This window comes from Candidatus Oscillochloris fontis (assembly GCF_004138135.1).
GTDB lineage: Bacteria > Chloroflexota > Chloroflexia > Chloroflexales > Chloroflexaceae > Oscillochloris > Oscillochloris fontis.
The window spans coordinates 21,945-46,938 of record NZ_RYFD01000003.1 but is presented as its reverse complement, the minus strand read 5'-3'; the positions used below and the strand labels follow the sequence as shown (position 1 = coordinate 46,938).

At 58.8% G+C, this 24,994-nt stretch carries 21 protein-coding genes; 14 read left to right on the top strand and 7 right to left on the bottom strand.

The features are described 5' to 3' along the window. Nucleotides 1-93: 93 nt before the first annotated feature. Nucleotides 94-588 carry a MarR family winged helix-turn-helix transcriptional regulator gene (locus EKD03_RS02260; protein ID WP_129626873.1) on the top strand — a complete coding sequence of 165 codons (495 nt, stop codon included), beginning with the start codon at nucleotides 94-96 and terminating at the stop codon, nucleotides 586-588. Here EKD03_RS02260 and EKD03_RS02255 read toward each other — a convergent pair. The 3 genes from EKD03_RS02255 to EKD03_RS02245 all read right to left on the bottom strand — a co-directional run bounded on the left by EKD03_RS02255 (nucleotide 585) and on the right by EKD03_RS02245 (nucleotide 5,734). Continuing rightward, nucleotides 585-1,079 carry a hypothetical protein gene (locus tag EKD03_RS02255; protein ID WP_129626871.1) on the bottom strand — a complete coding sequence of 165 codons (495 nt, stop codon included), beginning with the start codon at nucleotides 1,077-1,079 and terminating at the stop codon, nucleotides 585-587. The two genes, EKD03_RS02260 and EKD03_RS02255, sit on opposite strands and share 4 nt — an antisense overlap. Nucleotides 1,080-1,307: 228 nt before the next feature. Then, a complete protein-coding gene (locus EKD03_RS02250) occupies nucleotides 1,308-3,821 on the bottom strand; it encodes a WD40 repeat domain-containing serine/threonine-protein kinase (RefSeq protein WP_129626869.1) in 2,514 nt (837 codons plus the stop codon). Nucleotides 3,822-3,829: 8 nt separating this feature from the next. Then, entirely contained in the window at nucleotides 3,830-5,734 is a 1,905-nt protein-coding gene (locus tag EKD03_RS02245; protein ID WP_174842794.1) for a VanW family protein, read from the bottom strand. A 315-nt stretch (nucleotides 5,735-6,049) separates the two neighbouring features. Between EKD03_RS02245 and greA the strand changes: the two genes are divergently transcribed. The 4 genes from greA (at nucleotide 6,050) to EKD03_RS02220 (ending at nucleotide 10,592) form a co-directional block, all read left to right on the top strand. Further along, nucleotides 6,050-6,523, top strand: coding sequence for a transcription elongation factor GreA (gene greA, locus EKD03_RS02235; protein ID WP_129626867.1), 474 nt, complete (start codon nucleotides 6,050-6,052; stop codon nucleotides 6,521-6,523). Between the two features lie 252 nt (nucleotides 6,524-6,775). Beyond that, complete coding sequence (gene lysS / locus EKD03_RS02230; RefSeq protein ID WP_129626865.1) at nucleotides 6,776-8,245, top strand: lysine--tRNA ligase; 1,470 nt, start codon at nucleotides 6,776-6,778, stop codon at nucleotides 8,243-8,245. A 58-nt stretch (nucleotides 8,246-8,303) separates the two neighbouring features. After that, nucleotides 8,304-9,293: an NAD-dependent epimerase/dehydratase family protein gene (locus tag EKD03_RS02225; protein ID WP_129626863.1), complete on the top strand. Its 990-nt coding sequence runs from the start codon at nucleotides 8,304-8,306 to the stop codon at nucleotides 9,291-9,293. Nucleotides 9,294-9,296: 3 nt separating this feature from the next. Beyond that, a complete protein-coding gene (locus EKD03_RS02220; RefSeq protein WP_129626861.1) occupies nucleotides 9,297-10,592 on the top strand; it encodes a lysophospholipid acyltransferase family protein in 1,296 nt (431 codons plus the stop codon). Nucleotides 10,593-10,715: 123 nt separating this feature from the next. On the opposite strand, the gene arsJ is transcribed toward EKD03_RS02220, so the two are convergent. Both arsJ and EKD03_RS02210 read right to left on the bottom strand, forming a co-directional pair. Beyond that, the gene (arsJ, locus tag EKD03_RS02215) at nucleotides 10,716-11,981 is read right to left on the bottom strand and encodes an organoarsenical effux MFS transporter ArsJ (protein WP_129626859.1); all 1,266 of its coding nucleotides are present in this window, start codon (nucleotides 11,979-11,981) and stop codon (nucleotides 10,716-10,718) included. Then, nucleotides 11,978-12,985 carry an ArsJ-associated glyceraldehyde-3-phosphate dehydrogenase gene (locus EKD03_RS02210; RefSeq protein ID WP_129626857.1) on the bottom strand — a complete coding sequence of 336 codons (1,008 nt, stop codon included), beginning with the start codon at nucleotides 12,983-12,985 and terminating at the stop codon, nucleotides 11,978-11,980. The genes arsJ and EKD03_RS02210 overlap by 4 nt, the downstream gene beginning before the upstream one ends. A gap of 167 nt (nucleotides 12,986-13,152) precedes the next feature. Here EKD03_RS02210 and EKD03_RS02205 point away from each other — a divergent pair, with 167 nt between their 5' ends. The 8 genes from EKD03_RS02205 (at nucleotide 13,153) to EKD03_RS02170 (ending at nucleotide 21,599) form a co-directional block, all read left to right on the top strand. Next, nucleotides 13,153-13,884, top strand: a complete 732-nt coding sequence (locus tag EKD03_RS02205) for a metalloregulator ArsR/SmtB family transcription factor (protein ID WP_129626854.1) — start codon at nucleotides 13,153-13,155, stop codon at nucleotides 13,882-13,884. 183 nt (nucleotides 13,885-14,067) lie between these two features. Further along, nucleotides 14,068-14,739 carry a DUF4388 domain-containing protein gene (locus tag EKD03_RS02200; protein ID WP_129626851.1) on the top strand — a complete coding sequence of 224 codons (672 nt, stop codon included), beginning with the start codon at nucleotides 14,068-14,070 and terminating at the stop codon, nucleotides 14,737-14,739. Between the two features lie 313 nt (nucleotides 14,740-15,052). Beyond that, nucleotides 15,053-15,721: a (d)CMP kinase gene (cmk, locus tag EKD03_RS02195; RefSeq protein WP_129626848.1), complete on the top strand. Its 669-nt coding sequence runs from the start codon at nucleotides 15,053-15,055 to the stop codon at nucleotides 15,719-15,721. A gap of 48 nt (nucleotides 15,722-15,769) precedes the next feature. Then, nucleotides 15,770-17,290 carry a PH domain-containing protein gene (locus EKD03_RS02190; RefSeq protein ID WP_129626845.1) on the top strand — a complete coding sequence of 507 codons (1,521 nt, stop codon included), beginning with the start codon at nucleotides 15,770-15,772 and terminating at the stop codon, nucleotides 17,288-17,290. A 9-nt stretch (nucleotides 17,291-17,299) separates the two neighbouring features. Next, on the top strand, nucleotides 17,300-19,216 hold the full coding sequence (locus EKD03_RS02185; RefSeq protein WP_129626843.1) for a COG1361 family protein: 1,917 nt from the start codon (nucleotides 17,300-17,302) through the stop codon (nucleotides 19,214-19,216). 10 nt (nucleotides 19,217-19,226) lie between these two features. Further along, on the top strand, nucleotides 19,227-20,186 hold the full coding sequence (locus EKD03_RS02180) for an ABC transporter ATP-binding protein (protein ID WP_129626841.1): 960 nt from the start codon (nucleotides 19,227-19,229) through the stop codon (nucleotides 20,184-20,186). Nucleotides 20,187-20,242: 56 nt separating this feature from the next. After that, nucleotides 20,243-20,848 carry a hypothetical protein gene (locus EKD03_RS02175; RefSeq protein ID WP_129626838.1) on the top strand — a complete coding sequence of 202 codons (606 nt, stop codon included), beginning with the start codon at nucleotides 20,243-20,245 and terminating at the stop codon, nucleotides 20,846-20,848. Between the two features lie 367 nt (nucleotides 20,849-21,215). Next, nucleotides 21,216-21,599: a response regulator gene (locus tag EKD03_RS02170; RefSeq protein WP_006560973.1), complete on the top strand. Its 384-nt coding sequence runs from the start codon at nucleotides 21,216-21,218 to the stop codon at nucleotides 21,597-21,599. A gap of 45 nt (nucleotides 21,600-21,644) precedes the next feature. Here EKD03_RS02170 and EKD03_RS02165 read toward each other — a convergent pair whose 3' ends face one another. Further along, nucleotides 21,645-23,210: a CCA tRNA nucleotidyltransferase gene (locus EKD03_RS02165; protein ID WP_129626837.1), complete on the bottom strand. Its 1,566-nt coding sequence runs from the start codon at nucleotides 23,208-23,210 to the stop codon at nucleotides 21,645-21,647. Between the two features lie 64 nt (nucleotides 23,211-23,274). Here EKD03_RS02165 and EKD03_RS02160 point away from each other — a divergent pair, with 64 nt between their 5' ends. Continuing rightward, entirely contained in the window at nucleotides 23,275-23,715 is a 441-nt protein-coding gene (locus EKD03_RS02160) for a GNAT family N-acetyltransferase (protein WP_129626835.1), read from the top strand. A 78-nt stretch (nucleotides 23,716-23,793) separates the two neighbouring features. Here EKD03_RS02160 and EKD03_RS02155 read toward each other — a convergent pair whose 3' ends face one another. Further along, on the bottom strand, nucleotides 23,794-24,963 hold the full coding sequence (locus tag EKD03_RS02155) for a methyltransferase (RefSeq protein ID WP_161569160.1): 1,170 nt from the start codon (nucleotides 24,961-24,963) through the stop codon (nucleotides 23,794-23,796). Between the last annotated feature and the right edge of the window lie 31 nt (nucleotides 24,964-24,994).

Genomic DNA, 24,994 nt, shown 5'->3' with positions numbered 1-24,994 from the left:
TGGCCATGCTATAGTTTTTGTGGTGGGAATTATATCGCCATCTATATTTAGTGATTCCGTGTTGTTCTTGTCCGTTCATCATAAGGATCGGTTATGAGTATCCTACCTGACATCTCTAGTTCAGATGTTATGGCTGCCGAGCCTGAGCTTGAGGCTTACACACTCCTGCGCCAAGTTAATCTGATGATGGACACCTACAACCGCTACGACCTGCGGCGCGAGGATCTGACCGTACCCCAGTTTATGATCCTCAATTATGCAACCCCTGAAGGGATGCCCCTAAGTACGATTAGTAGCCGTATGTTGTGTGATAACAGTAACCTGACCGGGATCGTTGAGCGGTTGGCGAGTAAGGGCTATGTCGAACGCCGTCCCGACCCCCAAGATCGGCGGGTGAGCCTGATCTGTCTGACTGCTGCGGGTGCCGAGAAGCTCCGTCGCATTAAGCCACGTCACCACGCCGGGGTGAGCCGCCGCATGCGCACTCTCGCCCCTCATGAAGTTGCGCAACTACGTCATCTACTCCAGACCCTCTTTGATGGGCTGCTCGATCAACCCGTAGCCGAACCGAGCGACGATCAGCATTAGCCCTCTTCGCGCCGCTGTAACTGCTCAGCATTCTGATGCTGTACATACAGCGGTGGTACTCCATACATTGCGCGCTCCAGATCACTCATGTCGGGGTCAACCGGCCCTAACGACCAGCGCCCGCCCTGCTTGATGATCTGTGTGCCGAAGCGTTGTGGCTTGCCACTCGCCACCAACCAGCGATCCCAGGCCATCGCCCGCAGACTCCATGCGCGCTCTTCCCCTTGCTCGGTTGCTTGCCGTGCTAATACCCGTGCCATATGGTAGTGGCCTTGTGTCTCGCCACAGAGCATGACCCATGCTGCATGGAAGTAATCGGCCCCATTGACGATCTGCCCAGCACTGTAGAGATCGATCACCCGCTGACAGCGCTGGCGTGCCGCTTGCATGTCAATCTCACCCGCTTGGGCCGCGATGGCTTCACGGGCGAGCCGAGCCAGTTCGACGTTCGTGGATTCTTCTTCTGGGATCGGCAATTCGTCATCGTCCATGGCTTCTATCCTTGCTTGGGGCTGCGTCCCAAACCCGCTTTTTTCTCTTACAGGGCATGTGCAAAGTCACCTCCGGTGGGAGGCGGGGGCAGCTTCGCCGCCCCCGAAGATCTTTTTTTGTGGTGTTTTGGCGGCGAAGCCGCCAAAACACCACAAAAATTGGGGTTTGGGGCGTAGCCCCAAGGGGCGTTGTGGGTAGTGTACCAAGCCAGCATTGAAAATGCAAAATCACTGCCACATGCGGATCGTTCCATCTACCCCACCCGAGATCAGGAAATCGCCATCGTGGCTGAAGTTGACCCGTAGGATACTCCCGATATGCCCACTCAATACCTGGAGTGTGGCCCCATCACTGACCCGCCAGATCCGAATCGTGCTGTCTACCCCCGCCGATGCCACGGTCTGCCCATCAGGGTGAATGGCCACCGAGCGTACCGCGTTCTGATGCCCGCGCAACTCCTGGCGTACACGGTGGCTGTCCATGTCCCAGATCCGCACCACCCCGGAACCATCACCGGCAACCAGCAGCCCCCCGCTATTGCTATAGACGACGCAGTTAATTCCCCCGCGCTGACCAGAGAGGGTGTCTGATGGTTTGTTCTCGCCAATTGTCCACAGGCGCACGCTACTATCGGCACAGCCGATCGCCACACTCCGCCCATCACGATGCAGGCTGATCGTCTGGCCGCCCACGTTGGGTTGGAAGTGCTGCACCAAAGAGCCATCGCGCAGCCGCCATACGCCAATACTGCCATCGCCGCCATGGGCGATCAAGAGTTGGCCATCACTACTAAAAAAGACGCTCTCTTGGTAGCCCTGCTTACTATTGATCGTCTGGATGACGCGCCGGTTACGCACCGCCCAGAGCTTGATCTGGTCTGAGTTGCCACCTGCCAGTAAGAAGCGCCCATCGTGGCTATAGGCGACCGAGAGCACATTGCCGCCGTGGTCTTCCAGTACATCCTCGGCCATTCCGTCGGCGCTACGCCACAGGCGCACCCGCTGATCCCACCCCCCCGATGCGATCTGGCGGCCATCGGGGCTAACATCGAGTGCCCAAACCCCGCTGCGGTGGGCGACAATCTGACGGATCTGGCGTACCTCACCACTCTCCCAGTTGACCCGCCGGGTTCTGCTGATCATCTGCAACACCGCGCCCCAGCGTGAGAGCCGTGCTTCAAGTTCAATCTGGAAGGCAGTTCCCGAACGATCCCGCATGATCAACGTATCGCGCAGGCGACCGGCATCATTAGTCCGGCGCATATCGGCGGTGATGCGGATACGTTGTTGGCGTCCTGGCGGGAGCGATACCGTCAAACTGCTAGAGAGCACCCAGCGTGGCACAAGTATTTCAACCCGCACATAGCGCCGCCCGTTGTTTGTTAGGTGCAACACCAACTCGCGTCGATCCTCCGGCCCCAGTTGGCCGAAGTCAATACTTTGCCGATCCGCAATGAGTTGTGGTGGTGTTGCGCCAAAACCTTCAGGATCGAGCAGCGCGAGCAGTTCATCTAACCCAGCATGCTGATCTGTTGCATTGCGCTCGGTGATGTCTCGTATATCCGCAGCGAGGCGATTCTTACCCCAGAGCCGCGTCACCTGATCGGCTAGGCTGCCATACAACCAGAGCGCGGCGGCATCCCAATGCTCCTCGGCCCATTGAGCCAGGGCGGGTTCATCGGCCAGTGCAGCCCCATCGGGCGATTGGAGGTCGGCGCGGGCTTTGGGGTTCAGGATCGTGTCGAGGGCACCGAGGAGCTGCGCGGCGGTTGGGCGCTGGTTGGGGTCGAAGGCCATGCCCTTGCGGATGATCGCCTCAACCAGGGGCGGGATACTAGGATCAAGGCTGCGCACTGGTGGGAAGGGGGCATACGTACCGGCCAAAAAATTGTCCATGTCATCGCGGTTCATGGTGGGCTGAAAGCCGCTGATGGTCATGTGGAGGGTTGCACAGAGCGCATAGATGTCGGAGCGCGGCACTGCCTCACCACGCCACTGTTCGGGCGGGGTAAAGCCAAAGGTGCCCGCCATTTGGCTCTCTTCGGTATTGATCAGGCTACTCTCCACCGGGGTCGCCTTTGAAAGCCCAAAATCAATCACCCACACCCGCCCCTCGCTATCAATCAGAATATTAGAGGGCTTAATATCGCGGTGCAGCACCGGCTCCGGGCTACGACTATGCATGTAGGCCAACGCCGAACAGACCTCGCGGATGATCGCCAAGCCCTCATCGAGTGGCAACTTGCCACCGCGCCCATTCAGCACCCAACCCAGATCGCGGCCCTCGACATACTTCATCACCAGACAGTGCAGTTCGGGCAGGTACTCGAAGATCTCCGGGATATTAGGATGGCCGGGGGTATTGAGGGTACTCAACAACTGCGCCTCGCGGCGGAAGTTGCTATAGGCTTGTTCACGAATACGCGCACTCCAAGCCGGATTGGGCACCTGGCGTTTAGCCACACAGAAGCGCCCCAGTTGCTGATCCCGCACCAGATAGGCTTGGCCAAACCCACCCCGCCCCACCGCACGCTCAACCAGATAGCGCCCCCCCGGCCCAATCCGCGCACCGGGCAAGAGTTCCGCATCGGGTGCGGGTGCCAGGGCTGCCGGGCGCACTGCGGGGAGCGCGGGCAATGCGGGCAGACCCAGGGCATCAGCCGGTACCACCCGTGAGCCACAGGCGTTGCAGAAGCGCGATCCGGGTGGATTGTGATGTCCACACGCTGGGCAGGTGATCATAATGGTTATTAGCCGGTTCCGCGCAAAAAGATATTCGGCCAGGCTCGAAAACGGGTGAAGAAGGTGTCGCGCCGCACCTCCACCCCATCCTCAATAATCACCCGCTCGACGCTAATGTCACGCCCACCCCGCGCCGTATCACTCTGGCGGATCGTCCCCGATGGCAGACTCGGATCATCAATATAGACCGGCGCACTTGGCGCACGCTCCTCATTCGTAATGAACGGGCCTTCAAGGCGCACCTCGCGCTCAGGCCGGGTTCCATAGAGGCGCACCGTCAAGATCTGATTGCCCTCGTCCACTTCGGTCTGCATGAGGAGCCAGTGGCCAGTATCATTCACAAATTTCAGGTCGTTGACCCCGGTATAGATCGCGGCGTCCATCCCCTGGCCATTCCCTTGCGCACCGAGTCCAAAGGCATCATACCAACTAATATAGAAGGCGTGGGCATGGCGCTCGGTAATCGGTAAGCCCGCCCAGAAGGCCGCACGGAAGACGGTGGTCGAATCCTGGCACACACCACCACCCCATTCAAGCTGGGTACGGTTGCCGATGATCGCATAGCCTTCAACAAAACCATTCTCAGCATTCACCTCACCTAGTTGGCGGTTGAAGGAGAACTCCTCATCGGGTGCGATCAGCACTCCATCCATACGGGCCGCACCAGCCCGAATGTTGGTGATACGATACTCCGCCGAGCCACTAAAACTACTGCGGCCCTCGCTTACCAACTCGACAATCCCCAGATTATCCAGGGTTGCCGTTGTGATCTGGGGCATCAGTTCATCCACGGGCAGATCGAGCGTGCGCGTCACCGGCGATGCCTGCATGAGCAGCGCCCCAATCGCCTCGGACGCTTCTTCCTGGCGTAGTCGCCAACCCGGTATACCCTCCTGCACAATCCGCACCTGGCCACCACTAAAACGCAGGCGTGGCTCGGCGGTGCCCGTATCCACCACCTGCGCCAAGCCCTCCACCGCATGGGCCAGCAGATCGGCATCCACACGCACAATCAGATCCGCACCGTGGGCCTCAACGCGCAGTAACTCGGCCAGTTTCTCAGCAGGCCAGACCCAACGTTGCTCACCGCGTACCAGTTCGAGCGGGCTTTGCAGCAGATCTACCACCTGCGCCTGCACACGCACCAGCGCCGCATCCCCCACAATCGGATTGAGATTGCGGGTACGGATGATCACCTCTTGGGGCGCGAGCGACTGGGCGGCGAGCAGGACATCATTGGCGGTCGCATCAACCAAGACCTGGATACCGGGGGTACTGGGAATACCCACCACCTTGGCCCCAGCGATACTGAGCGCCGCATCCTGGGGTGCGCGTTCCACCTCACTGGCCACTTGCAACACATAGGTCTGGAGCTGGCGCTGATCCACCAAAATACGCGGCGTAAGATCCACCCCAGTGCGGAAGATCTGCCACAACTCGCGCATGCGCGTTATCGGATCACCGCGCCGCCCGACCCCCACTGCCTGATCCGCCAAGAGCGCCGGATCGAACCCCAGCCCAAGTTCGGCCAACGTCGGACGCCACACCGCCCCGGCATACGCCAGTGTCACCGGCTGATTGAGGAACCCGGCATAGCGCTGGCTCAGATCGGCACTCAACGCCGCCACCGACTGCCCCGCCACCGACTCGCCCTGCACCGAGACCCCCGGAAAGGCCACCCCGCGATAGAGCAGCGCGATCAGATAGGGGATGGAGAGCAGAACGAGGGCCACGCCGAAAAGAGCGCCCACCACATTGAGCCACGCCGGACGACGGCGGCGAGTCACCCGTCGTGGAGGACGACGGGGCTGGCGGGGTGGATCGGGTGGTGGCTCGTCGTCGTCATCGGGACGAGGCGGGTAATGCGTGCGGCGACGGCGGATCGGCCCATACTCCTGATAATAATCCGGCATAACGAGGCTGTCTGCTGGGACGTACCACCGCCGCGTGGGTACTCGGCGGCGCGGCGGTTCTTCTGCTAGACATTGTACCCAATTCTGTAGGGGCGCACAAGTTTGTTTGGGGGAGCTTTACAAACCAGCCATTCTCTCGTATAATCGCCCCCGACGGGGGTCTATGTTATGCAGGCGATGTAGTCTGAGACCCACGCCCTAACTGAGAGTCTCGCTCTCAGTTCTTCTTTTTTCTATCGCCCTGGGAGCAGGGCCACCCGGCTCTCCCACGCTGTAGCTCCCCTTGGCGACCCACAGCAGAAGGCATTGACGACGATGACAGACAAGCCAACATACCTGACTCGTGAGGGCCGTGCAAAGCTTGAAGCCGAGTTGGAAGAATTAACTACGGTTGAGCGTAAGCATATTGCCGAACGGATTGCGGCAGCTAAAGAGCTAGGCGATATTTCCGAAAGTGGCGAATACGAGGACGCGAAGAAGGCTCAGGCGCTCCTCGAAGGCCGTATTCGTGAGGTGAAGCATATTCTCTCGCGCGCTGAACTGATTGACGAAGAATACCATGGTAATGGTGAAGTTCGCGTTGGTTCTTCAGTGACGGTGCGCCTTGAGGATGATAACGAAGAAGAGACGTGGACGATTGTGGGTAGTGCCGAGGCAAACCCGCGTCAGGGCCGTATCTCCAATGAGTCGCCGATTGGGGCCGCGTTGCTTGGTAAGCGTGCCCGCAATAAGGTGACGGTGCAGACTCCATCAGGCGTCATGAAGCTCACTATTATTAAGGTGAAGTAGGGGGCGGCGCAGTTGCGCCGCTCCCAGGGCATGCGCAAAGTCCTTGGGGCTACGCCCCAAATCCTAGTTTTTTGTTGTGTTTTGGCGGCGCAGCCGCCAAAACACAACAAAATAAAGATCTTCGGGGGAGGCGAAGCCTCCCCCGAACCCCCTCCCTATAGGGGCGTGTCGCGCCCCTACATGTTCCTTCAATGGTATAATAGACCAATAGAGCCGCATGCGGCCCGTAACGCCGCGCACTATAGGGTCACCATGGAGCTGAATGATTTACAGGCCCAGCGCCAGGCGAAGCTTGAACGTCTGCGTGCCGCCGGTCTGAACCCGTATCCGACGCGAAGCACCCGCACCCATTCTGTCGCTGCTGCCCTCGCTGATTTTGATGCGCTGGCTGCGTCTGAGTCCCCGCTGACGCTGGCTGGCCGCATTGTTGGGGCGCGTCGGGTGATGGGGAAGATTGCCTTTGCCCATATTGAAGACGGGAGCGGTACGATCCAGCTCTGGATCAGTCGCGCTGAAGTGGGCGATGAGTCTTTCCTGCGCTTCCGTGATGAGCTCGATACCTTCGATATTATTGAGGTCGCTGGTCTTTTGCGCCTGACTCAGAAGGGTGAACGCTCGATCTTTGTGCGTTCGATCACCATTCTGGCGAAGGCGATCAATCCGCCGCCCGAAAAGTGGGCCGGTTTGAGTGATGTTGAAGAGCGCCATCGCCAGCGCTACCTCGATCTGATCGTGAATAGCGAGCGCCGCGAGATCTTCCGTGCCCGCGCCCGTGCGATTAGTACGATGCGAGCCGTCCTTGATGCGCGTGGCTTTGTGGAGGTGGAGACGCCAGTCCTCCAGCCGATCTATGGCGGGGCGGCGGCGCGGCCCTTCACGACCTACCATAACCAGCTTGGCCAGAATCTCTACCTGCGCATCGCCACCGAACTCTATCTCAAACGCCTGATTGTGGGTGGCTTTCCCGGTGTCTACGAGATCAGTAAGAACTTCCGCAACGAGGGCGTGGATCGCAGCCATAATCCTGAATTCACCATGATGGAGTGCTATCAGGCATTTGCCGATTACCGCGATGTCATGGATCTGGTTGAGGAGATGTTGCGCGAGATTGCGACGGCTGTCACGGGTGGCACGCTCGTACCCTACCAGGGCCACCAGCTTGATTTTGGCCAGCCCTGGCCGCGTATCTCGATGGCGCAGGCGATCCTTGAGCAGACGGGGATTGATATTGCTCAGATCCATACGATTGATGCGCTGCATGCCGCGATGTCTGCCGCGAACCTGAAGGTGGAGCGCAAGGGAACCTGGGCCAAGCAGGTGGATGAGATCTTTAGTGCGTATGTCCAGCCCCTGCTCATTCAACCGACCTTTATTATTGATTATCCGGTGGAGTTGTCGCCACTCGCCAAGCGGAAGCCCGAACAGCCCGCCTTCACCGAGCGCTTCGAGGCGTTTATTGTGGGTATGGAGATCGGCAACGCCTTTAGCGAGCTGAATGATCCCTTCGACCAGGAGCAGCGCTTCTTGGATCAGTTGAAGGACTTTGCCGCTGGTGATGATGAGGCGCACCAAATGGATGCCGATTATATCAATGCGTTGATGTATGGTATGCCGCCCACGGGTGGCCTGGGGATTGGGATTGATCGGCTGGTGATGGTACTCACCGACCAGCCATCTATCCGTGAGGTACTCCTCTTCCCCCATATGCGCCAGCGCGATTAGTCGCGCTGGATTGTCCGTCCGTGCCGATGCCCGACCGCGACCATGTAGAGGCCAGAGCATGAGAAGAGTGCTGATCAATGGGGTTGGTGGGGTACTCGGCGCACGGGTAGCCCGCCGTCTGTGCGAGTATGATGATATTGCCGTCATCGGTCTGACCCGCTATGAGCCGGTGGCTTCGCTGGGTCGAACTGAATGGTTGTTGGCCCACCTGAACGGCTTGCAACTGGTTGAGTTGCTAGAGGCCGAGCAGATTGATACGGTTGTCCAGATAGATTTTGCTGGTACTGAGGCTCCTGTCACGAGTCGCGAGGCGGCTGTCCAGCAGAATGTGATCGGGACGATGGATCTGTTGGGTGCCTGCTTGCGGGCGGGGGTGCAGCAGGTGGTGGTGCGTAGCCACAGTTGGGTCTATGGGGCGAGCCCGCTTAACCCCATGATGATTGATGAACGCCGCCCCGTCGCCCATAGCGGTCTGCGCGGCTTTTTGCGCGATCTGGCTGAGGTTGAGATCTTTATGGCCGAGTTTGCCGAGCAGCACCACGAGATACGGGTGGCTTCGCTCCGCATGGCCCCGTTGGTGGGTGGCTGGTCGCCGCTCATGGACTACTTCTCCCAGCCGTGGCCGCGCATGCTGATCGGGTTCGATCCGGTCATTCAGTTGCTCAGTATCAATGATGCGGTGGAGGCGCTAGCCCACTTTGCCCTCAACCCGTGCGCTGGCCCGTATAACCTCGCCGCTGATGATGCGGTCTGTATTTCGCAGGCCATCCGCCTCTCTGGCCAGTTACCCTCGCCGACCATCGAGTCCATGATTGTGCGCTCGAAGCGTGATGTCAGCCGCGATCAAACCCACCCCTGGCCGGTTGATGTCAACTTCTTGCGCCATCCATGTGTGGTTGATACCCACCGGGCCAAACAAGAGATGGGTTGGGCACCTCAGGATGGTGTCGCCGACTCGATCAGTGCGACGCACCAGAAAGGGCATGCTCCGCTGGATCGCGAAGCTTCTGAGGCGGCCCTGCGTGCATTCCTTAGCCGAAAGAGGTAGTCTGTGTCAGAGCCGATTGAGATTGAGGTGGCCGGTTCTTCGCCAACTCCGCCGGAGTCCGTTGAGATTGACGTGAGCAATGCACCTGCGGCAGAGGAGTCGAAGCCTGCGGTGCCCAACAAGCGGCGTAGTCGTAAACAGACGAGTAGCGAGGCTGTGGAACCACCACATGTCGAGGAGCCAGCCGCGCCGCCTCCACCACCGCTACCCAACCCGGCTTCGGCGTGGAGTACCCAACCCAGCGAGGATCTCTTCGAGGTCGAGTTGGAGGTGCGTAACCGTGGCGCACAGGCCGATCCGCATGCCTCTTCTACAGCCGATATTGCCGCTGGTCTGCTTAGTCTGGTTGGCGAGAACATGCGCCGCATGACTGAAGAGCAGGTCAATAAGGTGAATGAGATGCTGGGCGGCACCGACCTACGCGATTACCTTGATCCAGATTTCTGGAAGGGCGTCGGGATGGTGCTCCAGTATCAGGTGCAGGAGCAGGTGGAATTCATCAAGCGCCGGGCGCGGGGGGAGTATACGATTGACCCCTACGGGCTTGATCCTGACATTATCGAGATTGTGCGCCCGTTTGTCTCGTTTATGTACCATACGTGGTGGCGGGTGCAGGCCCAGGGGCTTGAGCATGTCCCGGCGGAGGGGCGTGCGCTGCTGGTGGCTAACCATAGCGGCGTGTTGCCCTGGGATGGGGCCATGATTGCCTCGGCAGTCGCCAGTGAACACCCGGAACGGGTGGGGCGGGTGGTGCGCAGCCTGCACCTGCACTGGTTTACCACCCTCCCCTTCATTGCCCCCGCGCTGGCTGCTACCGGCCAGGTGCCCGGCCTGCCAGAGAATGCGGTGCGCCTGCTCGAAAATGACGAGTTGGTGTGTGTCTTCCCCGAAGGCATTAAGGGCGTGGGCAAGCTCTACAAGGATCGCTACAAGCTGGCACGCTTCGGGCGCGGTGGATTCATCCAGGTCGCACTGCGCACCGGTGCCCCGATTGTACCGGTGGCGGTGGTGGGGGCCGAAGAGATCTACCCGATGTTGCACAACGCCGAGTCGATCGCCAAGATGCTCGGGTTCCCCTACTTCCCGATCACCCCCTTCTTCCCCTGGCTGGGCCTGCTGGGTACGATTCCGCTGCCGACGCGCTGGAACATCACCTTCTGCCCGCCGATCTCCACCGAGGAGTATGGCCCACGTGGTGCCGATGACCCACTGACGGTGCTCTCTCTCGCCGAGCGGGTGCGCGATACGATCCAGGAGACGATCAATACGCGCTTGGCCGAACGCACGTCAATCTTCTAATTGCGCTCCGCCCCCGAAGAACTTTTTTGGTGTGTTTTGGCGGCGTAGCCGCCAAAACACACCATACCTGGGGGCGAGGGCATCTTGCCCTCGCCCCCAGAACCTATTCGCGTTAACACTTGATTACTCCCCCAGATCCCCCAACACAATCGGGCGGGTACGCGGGGCCATTTGGCTCGGCAACCAGCGCGAAATCAGCCCCGCCAGCAGCACAAAGAGCAGCGATGCCCCCAGACATGCCACCAAGCCCCCGTATGGCCCGCTCATCACGCCGAGTTGATAGAGCAGCCCCGACAAGACCGTGCCCACCAGCCGCCCCAGCGCGTTGGCCATGTAGTAGAATCCGACCTGCATCGCCACCTTGTTGCTGTCGGTATAGGCCAAAATCAGGTAGCTATGCACGGCTGAGTTGAGCGCAAAGATCGCCCCGAAGGCCAATAACCCCAGCACGATCACCCAGGTGGGGCTGACACCTGCCTGGAGCGCCACCGCGATCCCCAAGGGGAAGATCGCCAAGCCAAAGGCCAGCCGGGTAGCAGTGCGCCCGTCCGGTTCGCCCTGGCCTGCTACCCCGCGCCGCAACAGCGCCGGTGTGGCTGCCTGCACCACCCCATACCCAATCGTCCAGAGCGCCATAAAACCGCCCGCCAACCAAAAATCCCAGCCCAGCACACTCACAAAAAAGACCGGCAAGCCGACCACGAACCAGACATCACGCGCCGCAAAGAGGAAGATGCGTGCCGCCGCCAACATATTCACCGCCCGGTTGGGCGAGAAGATCTGGCGGAACTTGGCCTGCTTATCCGGCGTGCCCAGGTCGCCGCGCATACCCAGCAGCGCCACGAGCAGCGCCACCAACACTAACCCAGCCAGGATACGCAGAGCGATCTGGAAGCCGACCAGGGTGAGCAGCAGTGCCCCCACAAAGAAGCCCACGCCCTTGATCGCATTCTTCGAGCCGGTGAGCAGGCTCACCCAGCGGTAGAGCTGGCCCTGGCCCTCCCCGGCCACCAACTTCACCGCACTCTTCGAGGACATCTTGGTCAAGTCTTTGGCGATCCCAGAGAATGCCTGCGCCAGCATCACATACGGCACCACCAGCCATGTGGGTGGTGCAAAAGCCAACAACGCCAGCGCGATCAGTTGGGTGCCCAGCCCCAGAAAGAGGGTCATCTTGAGGCCAAAGCGCGCCCCCAGGTAGCCCCCAAACAGGTTGGTGACAATGCCAAAAATCTCATAGAAGAGAAAGAGCGAAGCCACCGCAAAGGGCGAGTAGCCCAACTGCGAAAAGAAGAAGAGTACCAGCATCCGAATTGCCCCGTCAGTGAGCGTATCGGCCCAATAGGCCAGTGTGACGAGCGCATAGTTGCGGCGGTTAGTCTGGCTCATAGTGATGCAGCTACCTTACGGGCTAACTCCACATAGCGGTTCGCATAGCCCCACTCATTGTCGTACCAGGCATAGATCTTCACTTGGGTCGCATTGGTGACCATTGTGCAGAGCGAGTCGACAATTGCTGAATGCGGGTTGGTCAGAAAATCCATCGAGACCAGCGGGAGCGTCTCGTAGGCCAGAATGCCGTGCAGCGGGCCAGCGGCGGCGCTTTGGAGCAGCGTATTGACCTCCTCGACCGAGGTTGGGCGGTTGACCTCAAAGACACAATCGGTGAGCGAGGCATTCAGCAGCGGCACGCGCACCGCTTGGCCATTGAGTTTACCCTGGAGTTCGGGGAAGATCATGCCAATCGCGGTGGCCGAGCCGGTAGTCGTGGGCACGAGCGAGAGTGAGGAGGCACGGGCACGGCGCAGATCCTTGTGGGCCTGATCATGCACACTCTGGGTGTTGGTCGAACTGTGGATCGTCGTGATCATCCCGTGCTTGATCCCGATCCCCGCGTGGATCACCTTGACCACCGGAGCCAGACAGTTGGTGGTACACGAAGCAGCAGTGACGATATGGTGCCGTTCTGGGTCGTACCAATCATCATTGACTCCCATCACCACATTAAGTGCCTCGCCCTTCACCGGAGCCGCGACAATCACCTTCTTGACCCCGGCCTGAAAGTAGGCGGCCAACTGCTCCGGCGTGCGCAGCTTACCACTTGCCTCCAACACCATATCCACCCCCGCATCCGCCCAGGGGACAGCCCCGGCATCCTTGATGCTGCTGTGGCTAATCGTGTGTCCGGCGATCTCCAACTGTGCCCCTTCACCCTGGGCTTGCGTGTGCCAACGCCCATGTACCGAGTCAAAATTGAGCAGATGCGCACTCACCGCCGCATCTCCACCGATCTCGTTAATATGGGCGAAGGTGAATTCCGGCCATCCCCAGGCGGCCCGCAGCGCCAAACGCCCGATCCGTCCAAAGCCGTTGATGCCGACGCGAATACTCATATTCTCCCCTTGATTGAATTATAACAGTCTAAGTTGATACTATACGGTACTTATCGGTTTGTCAAGCATCTGTATTGGTTGATTGAAGCAATATAATTTGATATATTGACATCACTCCCACAACCGGCTACCATATTCAATCCTCACAACAACGAAGGAACCCAATAATGGCGACTGATGAATTACTACTCCTGAGCGCCCTCAAACTGATTGCCGACGAGACCCGCTGGCGCATCATACAGACCCTACGAGCGAGTGATCGCCAAGTGAGTGAGATTATCGCCGCGACCGGGCTACCCCAGAATCTGGTCTCGTACCACCTGGGGATCATGCGTCAGGCAGGGTTGGTGCAACAACATCGCAGCGACGCCGATGCGCGGGCCAGTTACTACAGCCTGCACCTGAGCCAGTTAGAGGCCATCTACCAGCAGATCGGGGCCGATCTGCTGCTGCCGCAACCCTGTAGCCCATTGGAACTGCCAGTCATGACCGTTCTCTTCCTCTGCCGTGCCAACAGCGCCCGTTCGCAGATGGCCGAAGGCTGGTTGCGTCATCTCAGCGCGGGGCGCGTGATCGTGCGCAGTGCCGGAACCCATCCCGCCCCCATCCAACCCCTCGCCATTCAGGTCATGGCCGAGGTCGGGATTGATATTGGCTACCAGCAACCCAAGGCACTCGATCAGGTGGCCGACCTCCAGCCCCATGTGGTGGTAACGGTGTGTGATATTGCCCGCGAGGAGTGCCCGTTCTGGCCAGAGGCCGTGCGAATCTTGCATTGGAGCATCCCCGATCCCGTCGTCGCCCCGCCGGGTGCGGCGCAGCTTGCGGCCTTCCGCCACGCCCGCGATGATCTGCGGCAGCGGATCGCAAGCCTCGTGCTGCTGATAGCGCAGAGTTAAATGTTATACAATTATCACTAATTTGTACGCATAGTCATAGTAGAAAACACCAAAAGTACTGTTTCGTTCTGCCTAAAAGGCATGTTATACTTCCTACGTAACTCAGGAGGTTGACGTGGTCTCCGTATCCTCCAATACTCTGCGATCCTGGATCGTACTGTTACTGTTAGGGAGTACGCAGCCGTGAAACTTGAAGGCACACTTGAGACGATCCCGCTGCATGAACTGATCGAGATGATCTCGTACAGTTCAGTCACTGGGGCACTCAACATCTATGCCACTCCAGTGGATGGGCACCTCTACTTCCGTGATGGAACCCTCTATCACTGTGATATTGCCGAGAACATCGGTCATCCCGCGCTTATCAAGCTCTTTGAAGTCAATCAGGCTACGTTCAGTTTTGTCAGTGATATCACCTCCAACAGCGAGTCGATCTGGGGGGATGTTGATGAGCATATTCGTATCGCCCAAAGCCTTGCGCAGCGTTGGCACGACATTCGCCCGCGTGTGCCCTCATTAGCACTGATCCCGGTCTTGGTGGTCTCATTCGAGGCAGCATTGCGGCGGGTGGGGCCGTTCCACCACCAAGTACTGGATCGCATTAATGGTCTGCATACACTGGCCGAGATCATTGCGGATCTGGGGTGGACTGAGATTGACGTGGCGGAGGTGGTGGCCCAGATGATCCAGGATCGGTTGGTGGAGCTACGTACCGAACCGGCCACTGAGACCCATCCTTCCACCTCCGGGCCACGCGGGAGCCTCTTTGGTCGCTTGTTGCCTCGTTCCGGTGACACGACCCAGCCGGGGCGGGTTTCAACCGAGGAGTTGATCATGCACGCGGTGGGGGGGTAGGGGCGAAGCATCGCCCGCCAACCGCGTTCGGGTTCCCCTGCTCCTTGGAGGGCGATACTTTGTCCCTGCGGAATGATCGGGCATGTGCAGAGTCCTTGGGGCTGCACCCCAAGCCCCATTTTTTATGGTGTTTTGGCGGCGAAGCCGCCAAAACACCATAAAAAAATTCTGCGGGGGTGGCGCAGCCACCCCCGACCCCCACCGGCACATGCCCTACCTAACGAGATGATCGCGGATCTTGTCACCTATACGCGCCGCATGCTACAATACGGCGTGTTATCGTCGTATGCTCTGTGAACTCCATTGAACCCCTATGTCGCAACCGCTGGTAATCACCATTGATGGCCCGGCTGGAGCCGGAAAGAGTACCCTGGGTGCGCTCTTGGCCGAGCGCCTCGGCTATCTCTACTTTGATACCGGTGTCATGTATCGGGCACTCACTCTGGTGGCGTTGCGCGTCGGCCTCGATCTGGCCCAGGCTGAACCTGTTGAGGCGCTGGCCCAGCAGGTGGAGATCGAGGTCGTGCCACCAACTCAGGCCGATGGGCGCCAGTATACGGTGCTCACCGATGGCCAGGATGTGACGTGGGACATCCGTAGCCCAGAGGTGGAACGTGGTGTCTCGCTGGTGGCACGCTACCCAGGCGTGCGCCGCGAACTGATCCGCCAGCAACAGCAGATCGGCCAGCGCGGCCATGTGGTGATGGTCGGGCGCGATGCTGGTACGGTGGTGATGCCCGATGCGCCACTCAAGATCTACCTGGAAGCCTCGCTTGATGAGCGCGCCCGCCGTCGTACCCAGGAACACTCCGGGGGTGCTGCTCAGCCCCTCGATCTTGTACGCTCCGCTATCGCCCGTCGTGATGACCTTGATGCCCACGTCCTGCGCCCCGCTGCTGATGCGGTTCTGTTGCAGAATGATGGCCTTTCGCCTGAGGCTGAGGTGGCGTGGATCATGGACTATATCACCCGCCATGGCTGATCTGATCTTCCGGGAAGCTAGGCGAAGAGCTAGTTGAGGAGCCGATGTATGCTGCACTTCCTGAAGGATCTGCTGCTTGAGGATGCCTCCGAAGCACTCGATCTGGGCGAGGGTGAACATATCCTCCATGTCACCGGACGCCACTGGATTGTTCTGCTGAGCCGTTTGATTGGCCCTGTGCTTGGAATTGCATTTTTTGCGGGCCTCGCCTTCTATCGTAGTATCGGCGGGGGCTTTCTCGTCACTGATGCCGGTGAGCCGGTCGGCCTCGATTTCTTTAATTGGCTCCTGATTAGCATTGAAGCCCTGCTCCTGTTGCTCTGGACGACACTCTGGGTGCGGACTTCGGGTAATGCTAAGGCTAAAAAAGAGGATCTGCGTACCCGGAATATCATTCTTGGTGCGGGAGGCGTTTTACTGCTCTTGATCTATTATCGCTATAATGGCGGACGCCTCTTCTATGTCGATTCGGCCATGTTTGTGCGCCAAACGTTTGATTTCATCAATATTGTTCTCTATATTTTCACCGGTCTGAGCCTCTTGTTCACCTTCTTCACCACCTATGACTGGCTCAATGATGAACTTATTCTGACCAATAAGCGTGTGGTCTATGATAACGATCAGGTTTTTATCCCTAAGCTGATTGAGCGTCGCTCCCAAGAACAGATCTTCATTGAGGATATTCAGGATGTGGTTGCAGCCACCAAGAGCTACAGCCAGCATTGGCTCGGATTTGGGACGATCATTGTCAAATCGGCGCGTATTGGTGGCCAGATCGCCTTTGATTCGGCTTCCAATCCCCGGACTATGCAGAAAAAGATCATGGATGAGGTGAATTCCTATCGCAAACAACGCAGCGAAGAGGACTTCAACCGCATGATCGAGACGCGGGTCTATAATGCTAAGCCTGAAAAGCGGGTCTTCAAGAAGGACATTAAGATCTCGAACGGGGTACGCTTTCTGCAATGGTTCTTCCCCGAAAACCCGGAGATCAACGAAGATAACGGCACGATTACGTGGCGCGCCCACTGGATCTTTGGCCTCAAAGCACAGATCGGCCCGGTGCTGTTGCTTTTTGGTGGGATGTTGAGTATTGCCATTGCGGCCAATTTCTTGCTGATGAGTGCGCTGCTCTCGACGGTGCTCTCGGTCGTCTTGATCATCTTCTTTGTCGCCTGGGGCGCGTGGGAGATCGAAGATTATCGCAATGATCTCTACATTCTTAACCAGACCAATGTGATTGATATTGAGAAGAAGCCCTTTGGCCCGGAAGATCGGCGGCAGGCGAGTTTGGGCGCGGTGACGAATGTCTCGTTCGAGACCTCCTTCATTAGTAACCTGCTCGGCTATGGGAATGTGGTGCTTGAGACGGCTGGTGGTGGTGGCAAGTTTACCTTTGACCGTGTGCCGCGCCCACGTGATGTGGTACAGAAGATCAATGACTATCAGGTGGCTTTTAAGCGGAATGAGAAGGAGCGGGCGTTCAATGATACGCTCACGCTACTGAAATATTACCATGACGCACAGCAGCGCCATCAAGAACTGAATGTGCCGCCTGCGGCGTCGTAAGGGGATCTTGTGCTCAGACTGCCGCGTATCCTACTCTTTTTGCTCACGCTCTTCGTCCTGCTGCCCGTCGGGTCACTGGCGGCGCAGACGAATCCGGCCCTTACCCTCGCTATTCAGGTTGGGTATGATGGATTGGGCCAGTACCATGTGAGCCACTGGTTCCCGGTACGGATGGTGGTTGCCAATGATGGCGGCGATCTGCGCGGGAGTTTGGAGTGGACGTTTACTGGTGAGCAAGAGCCATCTTTCCGCTATCTGATCGATCTGCCACGCGGGGCACGCAAGGAGGTGTTGCTCCCGGTTGTCACCAACAACCACCAACGAGTGGCCGAGGTGCATCTGATGGTGGATGGGCAATCCCGGCTCAGTCAGACGGTGCGCCTCACCCCGATTGATACCAGTGCGGTGCTGGTGGGTGTGTTGAGTAGCGATCTGACGCTGCTCAATAGCCTGAGTAGTGCCGAGTTCGTACCCGGATACCCGACCTATTTGAGCCACTTGTCGCCCGAACTTATGCCGGATGATCCGATGGTGCTCGGTGGTTTGGATGTGATCGTCATCCATGATCTGGTTGCCACGTTGAATGAGCGCCAACGGGCTGCCTTGGAGCATTGGGTGCAGCTTGGTGGCACGCTGCTGGTGAGTGGTGGTACCGATGCGCGCCCGATCAACGATGCGTTCGATCCGCTACTACCAGTTACGCTGAGTAATGATATACAGAGTGCGGTTCCGGTTGATGGTCTCGAACGCCTCGCCGGGATGCGTGGCCTGAGTTCGGCGCTGGCCGGGCTTACCGCGCATCAGGTGACATTGCGCCCCCAGGCGGTCAATCTGGATGCGCAAAACCTGATAACCAGTATTGAACGCGGCACTGGCCGGGTGATCTTCTGCGCCTTCGACCTGAGTGTGTTGCGGGTATGGTCGGGTGAAGTGCAACTCTGGGAGCGTATTCTGGCCCCCAATCAGCGCATGCAGATCGGCTATATGTTCCGTTCGCAAAGTGAAAATCTGCTACGCCAGTCGCTACAACTCGAAGCCCTCAACCTGCCCTCACCACTGATTCTCTTCTTGCTGATTACTGGCTATATTCTGGTGATCGGGCCGATCAACTTCTTGGTGTTGCGGCGGATGCGGCGGATTGATCTGGCATGGATTACGACGCCAGCCTTGGTGGCGCTCTTCCTGGTTGGCTCGTATGCGATCAGTTTTGTACTGCGCGGTATCCAGCCCCAAGTCGTCCAGTTGGCGCTGGTGCAGAGTCAAGAGGGAATACCCGGCGGGCAAGCGACGGCCTTCGTCGGTGTTTTTTCGCCCCAACGCCGGAGCTACAACATCAATGTTGCCGCCGAAGCGCTTGTCTCGCCAGGAAGCTTCGAGAACTACACCTTCAAGCACGTGCCGGTGACGGTGGGCGAAGAAGGGGTGTATGTCCCCGATTTGCTCGTGGATGTCTCTTCGTTACGCACCCTGTTGGTTGAACAGCATGTAGCGCAGACTCCCGCTGTTGCCAGTCAGATCGAACGTGTTGCCAGCCAAGTGCGCGGAACCATCACCAATCTAAGTGATGAGACGCTCTATGATGCCCAGATTGTGCGCGGAACAATGGCGGAAGAACTAGGCGATCTCGCACCTGGGCAAATGGCCGAGGTGACATTGCCACTGAATATGCAGAACTTCCCCGATTATAACTATGACACCAATGATTCTGAAGGACTCTTTAATCGCGATCTGGTCTTGTACACCATGTTCAACTATGATCGCTTTGCGCTCGGTGGGCCAAGTTGGAGCGGGGCGCAGGGTATCCCCGATCCAGATGCGGTCTATCTCTTGGCGTGGAGTATGGCTCCGGCCCTAGAGGTGGCGGTTGATGGCGACCCGAATATTCAACAGGGGATGACCCTGCATCTGATTCGGCTTGGTGGGTGAACACTATACTATGACCATCATTGTTGAGACCAAAGATCTCACCCGGCGCTACGGCAATAACATCGCCCTGGATCATCTGAATCTTCAGATCCCACAGGGGGCGGTGTATGGCTTTATTGGGCCGAATGGCGCTGGCAAGACCACCACGATGCGGATTCTGACTACCCTGCTCCTGCCGAGCGCGGGTGAGGCGTGGGTCGCCGGCCACGCGGTGGTCAAGGATCGCTTGGCGGTGCGGCGTTCGGTAGGCTTCATGCCCGACTTCTTTGGGGTCTACGACGCGATGAAGTCGTGGGAATACCTGGATTTTTTTGCCGCTGCGTATGAGATCCCCGCCGCCCGCCGCCCCAAACTGATTGACGATCTGCTGGCGCTGGTCGATCTCAGCCACAAGCGCGATGCCGATGTGATGGGGCTGTCACGTGGTATGAAGCAGCGGCTCAGCCTAGCTCGCACCATGCTGCACGATCCAGCTTTGCTCATTCTGGATGAGCCAGCCAGTGGCCTCGATCCGCGTGCGCGGGTGGAACTGCGCGAGCTGCTCAAGGAGCTACGCAGCATGGGCAAGACGATCATGATCAGCTCGCACATCCTCACCGAGTTGGCCGAGATGTGTACCCATATCGGGATCATTGAGCGCGGTAAGTTGCTCGCATCGGGCGATGTCGAGACGATCATGCGCTCGCTCCAGCCCCACCGTACCTATACCGTACACCTCCTCAGTGACCCGACAGTGGCGGCGGAGATGGTACGCGGATTGTCGCATGTGTTGGAGGTACGCGCCTTGCCCGATGCTACCCCACCCCAGATCGAGATTGATGTGGAAGGTGATGACCAGATGGTCAGCGCACTGCTCACCCATCTCGTTCAGTCCGGTGCCCAGGTAAGCCACTTTGCTGGCCAAGTGAGCAATCTGGAAGACATCTTTATGCGTGTCACCGAAGGCAGTGCCTACGGCGGGACTAATTAGCTGCAACCTTCCTCCTCAAGGTGTCGTCTTAACAGCGGCAATAATGAAGGAGGAAGATGATGCAGACCGAATATACCGAACAAGACAGTGCGCGTGTACGTCAGGCCGAGCGTTCTTCGGCGGGCTTGCCGACCCAGCAACTCCAACTCCCACCCGACATGAGCTATTCGCCCACACCGGCGGGCCAGGGCAGTCTTGCGTTGCCCGATCAGCGCAAGCATCCGCTTGCCGTTGCCCTGATTGGCCTGGGGATTGTGCTGCTCTTCGCACGCGGGGCGACCCTGCCGCTTGATCTGAGCGGTGGCATGGTGTTGCTGACCATTGCCTCATGTTTCTTCTTCTTCGGCTTATGGAAGCGCAGCTATGGACTGATCATCCCGGCCTGTATTCTGAGTGGCCTGAGTGTTGGCGTCACCTTTGCTGACTTGACCGACGGTGTCTCGGTGCTGTGGGGGTTAGCGTTGGGCTTCTTAGGCATCTTCGCCCTGGGGCGGTCGCTCTTTGGCAAGCGCAGCCAATGGCCGATCTATCCAGCCGTGCCGCTCTTTGCCGTGGGCGTGCTGGTGGCTATCGCGAACCTCCCGGCGCTGCTTGGTGCTGGCATGATCTGGGGGCCGCTGCTGCTGATTGGTGCCGGGCTCTATCTAGGCTGGTTTCGGTAGGAACGTAGGGGTGAAGTATCGTCCGCGCCCCAAACCCCTGTTTTTGGTGCTGTTTGGCGGCGCAGCCGCCAAACAGCACCAAAAACAGGGCATGTGCAAAGTCCTTGGGGCTGCACAGCCGCCCCTGCACCCCCACCGGAGGTGACTTTGCACATGCCCTGGCACCAAAAAAGATCTTCTTGCTCCTCACATCGCTGTATGTTACAATTGCCGTCACGGGTATTCCGCGACACGGCAAGTAGTCTTCCTACTATGTGTCAATCGGATAACAATCTGACGTTTATAGAACTACCCCTTTTTAAGGGGATGGTGTTTCCGCCAGTTGTTCCGTTACCCATTTTGGTAAAGGGGATCGAGGAGCAATCCTATGCCCGATGTTTCTGGACGCAATCCGGCCATTGTTCTGGTGGAAGACGAGCCGGACATCCTGATAATCCTGCATCGTCTGATGCGTGATCTGACGGGCGGTTACGATATTGTCACGGTGAATGGTGGTGCCGAGGCACTTGCCCAAATCGCCCTGCGCCCGGTTCCACTGGTGATCACGGACTATAATATGCCGGGCATGAATGGCCTTCAACTCGCAGCGGCAATTAAAGAGACGTCACCTGATACCCGTGTGGTGATGATTACCGCCTATGCAACGCCGGAGCTTGAGAAGCGGGCGCGTGAGCAGCGCGTTGATTACTACCTCCCCAAGCCCTTTCCCCTAGATCGCCTCGAACAGATTGTGCGTGATGTATTGCGGTAGCACGCCGTAGGGCTGAAGCACCTGCCTCGATGGTACAAAGCCCGCCTAGGCGGGCTTTGTCGATTCTTCTGGTTCATTCAGCATACGCTGGGCAAGTGCAATCGCCTCGGCATAGCTGCTGATCTCTCCACTGGCCTGCGCCTCCCCAATACCCCGTAGCAACCGCCCAATCTCTGGGCCAGGGGCAATCTTCAACTCGCGGATCAGATCGTCCCCACGCACTAGTGGTTGGCGGTGCTCCACAGGAACACCCCAGTGGACATCCAAAAGCTCCCTGATCCACGTGCGATGGATCTCCCAATGCTCCGGTTGCAGGTTTGGCCCCCGCGTCGCCATATGGTCAGCAAGTTCGTGCAATAGAACATCCGGCCCCGCATCGCCGGTGTCGCGGAAGAAACGCACCACGGCGCGTGGGGTCAAAACCTCACCGGCGCGTAACTGGCCGGGACGCATGTGTTCGCGCACGATCAGACTGATGTAGGCACTATCCTGGCGGCTCATGCGCAGCCGTTTGGCGATCTGGGTGGCAACCTCAGCCCCAAGCTCCTGATGCCCGTAGAAACTCACCTTGCCGTCGGGGTTGACCTGCTTGGTCTGCGGTTTGGCGTTATCGTGGATGAGGGTGGCGAGTTTGAGCAGGGCCAGACGCCGCCGCCCATTGCTGCGCATCTCACCGAGCAGGCGCGCATACTCATCGGCGTAGGGCATGGCGCGGCTGAGGTGCGGGTAGGTCTGCACGGCCACCGGCAGGCGTGGGGCAAAGGGAGGGCGCAGGTTGGAGGCGAGCGGTAAGCCCTGGATGATCCACTCCAAACTGGTAACTGTTTCGAGCATATGGGCCAGCACAGGCAAGAAGTGAATGCGGGGCTGCGTACAGGTGCGAGCGGCTTCAAGTTCGGGAAAGAGGATGGTGAGCGCACCACATGCATCAAGGTACTCGATCCAGACTGCGCTACTCGGTGTCTCAAGCAGCTTGAACAGTTCATCGCGCAGGCGTTCGCCAGCTATGCGCGCCAACCCCGGCGCAGCAGCGCGGATCTGCGCGGCCAATTCTGGGGCGGGGCTAAGGTTGAGCGTCGCGGCAAAGCGCGGGGCACGCAGCGTGCGCAACGGGTCATCGGCCATGCTGGCCGGGCCAGTAGCGCGCAGGGTCCCAGCATACAGATCGGCCAAACCACCAGTTGGATCGAGCAAGGCCGTATGGAGTTGGTTGGCTCCGTCAGGTTCGGCCCACAGAGCAAGTAGGTGTGGGGTGAGTGGCAGCGCCATCGCATTGATGCTGAAGTCACGCAGCCGCAGATCACCATCAATACTAGGGGCACGCAGACGGGCAATGTCGAGGTAGAGAGTCGGCGTGTTCGCACGAGCGGGCAAGACCGTGCGCCCGGTGCAGTGTTCGCCATCGAGGGGCACAAAACTGCCATCGAGCCGGTCGGCGAGGGTGCGTGCAAGTGCCATACCATCCCCATCAACCACCAGATCGACGTCGGTAGGAACCACGCCGCGTATCAGATCACGGCTCGTGCCCCCAATCATCCAGACCGGTACGTGGTGATGGGCAAAGAAATCGGCCAGATAGGTGAGGACGGGCAATAGGGTTGGAGGTATCATATGTATATCTCAATGATCTATAATAATAGTGAGAGAGCGAAGCGGTAGCACCACCCGGAGGAGTATGCAGCACGACATTCGCCCGATCAGTGCGGCCCAGACACGCCCGTTGCGTCAGCGGGTCTTGCGACCCTTTATGCGCCTTGCGGAGTTGGTCTATCCGGGTGACGATCATCCGCTGGCGTTGCATGTGGGAGCCTTTCAGGATGATCGGCTAGTAGGGATTGCCAGCATCAGCCCGGAGGCATGTCCAGCAGCTCCGCAACGGCCTGGATGGCGTTTACGGGGTATGGCCACGCTGCGCGAAGTACAGCGCCAAGGGTATGGAGCGGCCTTAGTTGCGGCCTGTGTGGCCCACGTACACCAGCATGGTGGTGAGGTGATTTGGTGCAATGGGCGCAGTTCCGCCATGTCATTTTACACCGCTCAGGGCTTTGCGGTCTATGGGGAAGAGTTTATGTCTCCCGGCACCGGGCCGCACTATATTTTTTGGCGTGAGGCATGAATGGGTCTTGGGTGACAACGATCCATTCATCTTGTAGGGGCGAAGCATCTAGCTGGACTGCGAGGCGATGCTTTGCCCCTACTGACAGACAAATACCTGATAGCTGCGATCCTCTGCCAGCCGCGTCACCCGTGAGAAGGAGTTTTCCAGCATATGCTCATAGGGCAGAAAGCGATTCGCTACCAGCGCCAAACGTCTATTGGGCTGTAAGAGGCTCCGGCTATGCGCCATCATCGCCGCAGTGGCGCTAGTATCAATCTTACTTCCGCTATGGAAGGGGGGATTGCTGAGGATTAAATCGTAGGTACGTTCAGCCACAACATCCAGACCATCAGCAGCGAAGACCGCCCCTTTGAGCTTGTAGCGTTGGGCATTGAAGCGCGCCGCAGCGACGGCGAGCATATTGACATCAATCATATCCACCCATGCGGCCCCGGCCGCAGCGGCGGCTAACCCGATTGGCCCATAGCCACAGCCGACATCCAGCACGCGGCCTCCGGGTGGCAGCGGTAGGCTACGCAAGAGGAGATCGGTGCCGGGATCAAGGTGTTCGTAACTAAAGACCCCAGGCAGGCTATGGAGTGTTCGTAGACCAGTAGGAAGGTTCGCCACGAAGGTATGCCAGGTTCCCACCGCAATACCCTCCTGGTGCGCCCAGTCGGGAGGCGGCGGCGGTTGGGCGGGGCGTTGCGCCTGACATACCCGACAACCTTTACCGATCCCCAAGGGAATAAGCGGGCCAAACAGGCTACTCGCATCATTCATTTGGCTCTGGATACCGCCCCGGTTGGCTCCGGCAATATTCAGGGTTCCGCCGGGGCGTAAAAGAGCCAACGTCTCAACCAACCAGCGGCGGGCAAGGGCGCGGCTCTGTGGAGCCAGAATAATCACCCGATCTAACTGCCCAGCCAAGCTCGGCAACAGGCTGGTTTCCACATTGACCGCCGCATTGGGGATGTGGTTGATCTCAAGCGTGCGTTGGGCCGCCTGAAGCGCGATCAGGTTGGGGTCACTCAGAATGACCTGGCCATGACAGGCAGATCGAGCCAATACAACCCCCAACGCACCGTGGTTACAGCCGAGCAGCAGGATTCGCTCATCGGCAGCGGGGGCAAGTAACCCTGCACACAGCGCCATCACCTCATTTCCCGCCGGGAGTTCGGGTAGACCGGGTGGGCTTGCAAAGAGCAGGTCGGTACGCCCCATCCGCAGCCGGGTCATGCGCTCATGGTTATCCGATAGTCTCATGGGTGCTCTTTCAGTCGCGAAGTCCGATGGT

What these genes read in the sequence shown, in the direction of transcription:
- EKD03_RS02260 (WP_129626873.1), top strand. Translation starts at nt 94, where the DNA reads ATGAGTATCCTACCTGACATCTCTAGTTCAGATGTTATGGCTGCCGAG.
- EKD03_RS02255 (WP_129626871.1), bottom strand. Translation starts at nt 1,079, where the DNA reads ATGGACGATGACGAATTGCCGATCCCAGAAGAAGAATCCACGAACGTC.
- EKD03_RS02250 (WP_129626869.1), bottom strand. Translation starts at nt 3,821, where the DNA reads ATGATCACCTGCCCAGCGTGTGGACATCACAATCCACCCGGATCGCGC.
- EKD03_RS02245 (WP_174842794.1), bottom strand. Translation starts at nt 5,734, where the DNA reads ATGCCGGATTATTATCAGGAGTATGGGCCGATCCGCCGTCGCCGCACG.
- greA (WP_129626867.1), top strand. Translation starts at nt 6,050, where the DNA reads ATGACAGACAAGCCAACATACCTGACTCGTGAGGGCCGTGCAAAGCTT.
- lysS (WP_129626865.1), top strand. Translation starts at nt 6,776, where the DNA reads ATGGAGCTGAATGATTTACAGGCCCAGCGCCAGGCGAAGCTTGAACGT.
- EKD03_RS02225 (WP_129626863.1), top strand. Translation starts at nt 8,304, where the DNA reads ATGAGAAGAGTGCTGATCAATGGGGTTGGTGGGGTACTCGGCGCACGG.
- arsJ (WP_129626859.1), bottom strand. Translation starts at nt 11,981, where the DNA reads ATGAGCCAGACTAACCGCCGCAACTATGCGCTCGTCACACTGGCCTAT.
- EKD03_RS02210 (WP_129626857.1), bottom strand. Translation starts at nt 12,985, where the DNA reads ATGAGTATTCGCGTCGGCATCAACGGCTTTGGACGGATCGGGCGTTTG.
- EKD03_RS02205 (WP_129626854.1), top strand. Translation starts at nt 13,153, where the DNA reads ATGGCGACTGATGAATTACTACTCCTGAGCGCCCTCAAACTGATTGCC.
- cmk (WP_129626848.1), top strand. Translation starts at nt 15,053, where the DNA reads ATGTCGCAACCGCTGGTAATCACCATTGATGGCCCGGCTGGAGCCGGA.
- EKD03_RS02190 (WP_129626845.1), top strand. Translation starts at nt 15,770, where the DNA reads ATGCTGCACTTCCTGAAGGATCTGCTGCTTGAGGATGCCTCCGAAGCA.
- EKD03_RS02180 (WP_129626841.1), top strand. Translation starts at nt 19,227, where the DNA reads ATGACCATCATTGTTGAGACCAAAGATCTCACCCGGCGCTACGGCAAT.
- EKD03_RS02175 (WP_129626838.1), top strand. Translation starts at nt 20,243, where the DNA reads ATGATGCAGACCGAATATACCGAACAAGACAGTGCGCGTGTACGTCAG.
- EKD03_RS02170 (WP_006560973.1), top strand. Translation starts at nt 21,216, where the DNA reads ATGCCCGATGTTTCTGGACGCAATCCGGCCATTGTTCTGGTGGAAGAC.
- EKD03_RS02165 (WP_129626837.1), bottom strand. Translation starts at nt 23,210, where the DNA reads ATGATACCTCCAACCCTATTGCCCGTCCTCACCTATCTGGCCGATTTC.
- EKD03_RS02160 (WP_129626835.1), top strand. Translation starts at nt 23,275, where the DNA reads ATGCAGCACGACATTCGCCCGATCAGTGCGGCCCAGACACGCCCGTTG.
- EKD03_RS02155 (WP_161569160.1), bottom strand. Translation starts at nt 24,963, where the DNA reads ATGAGACTATCGGATAACCATGAGCGCATGACCCGGCTGCGGATGGGG.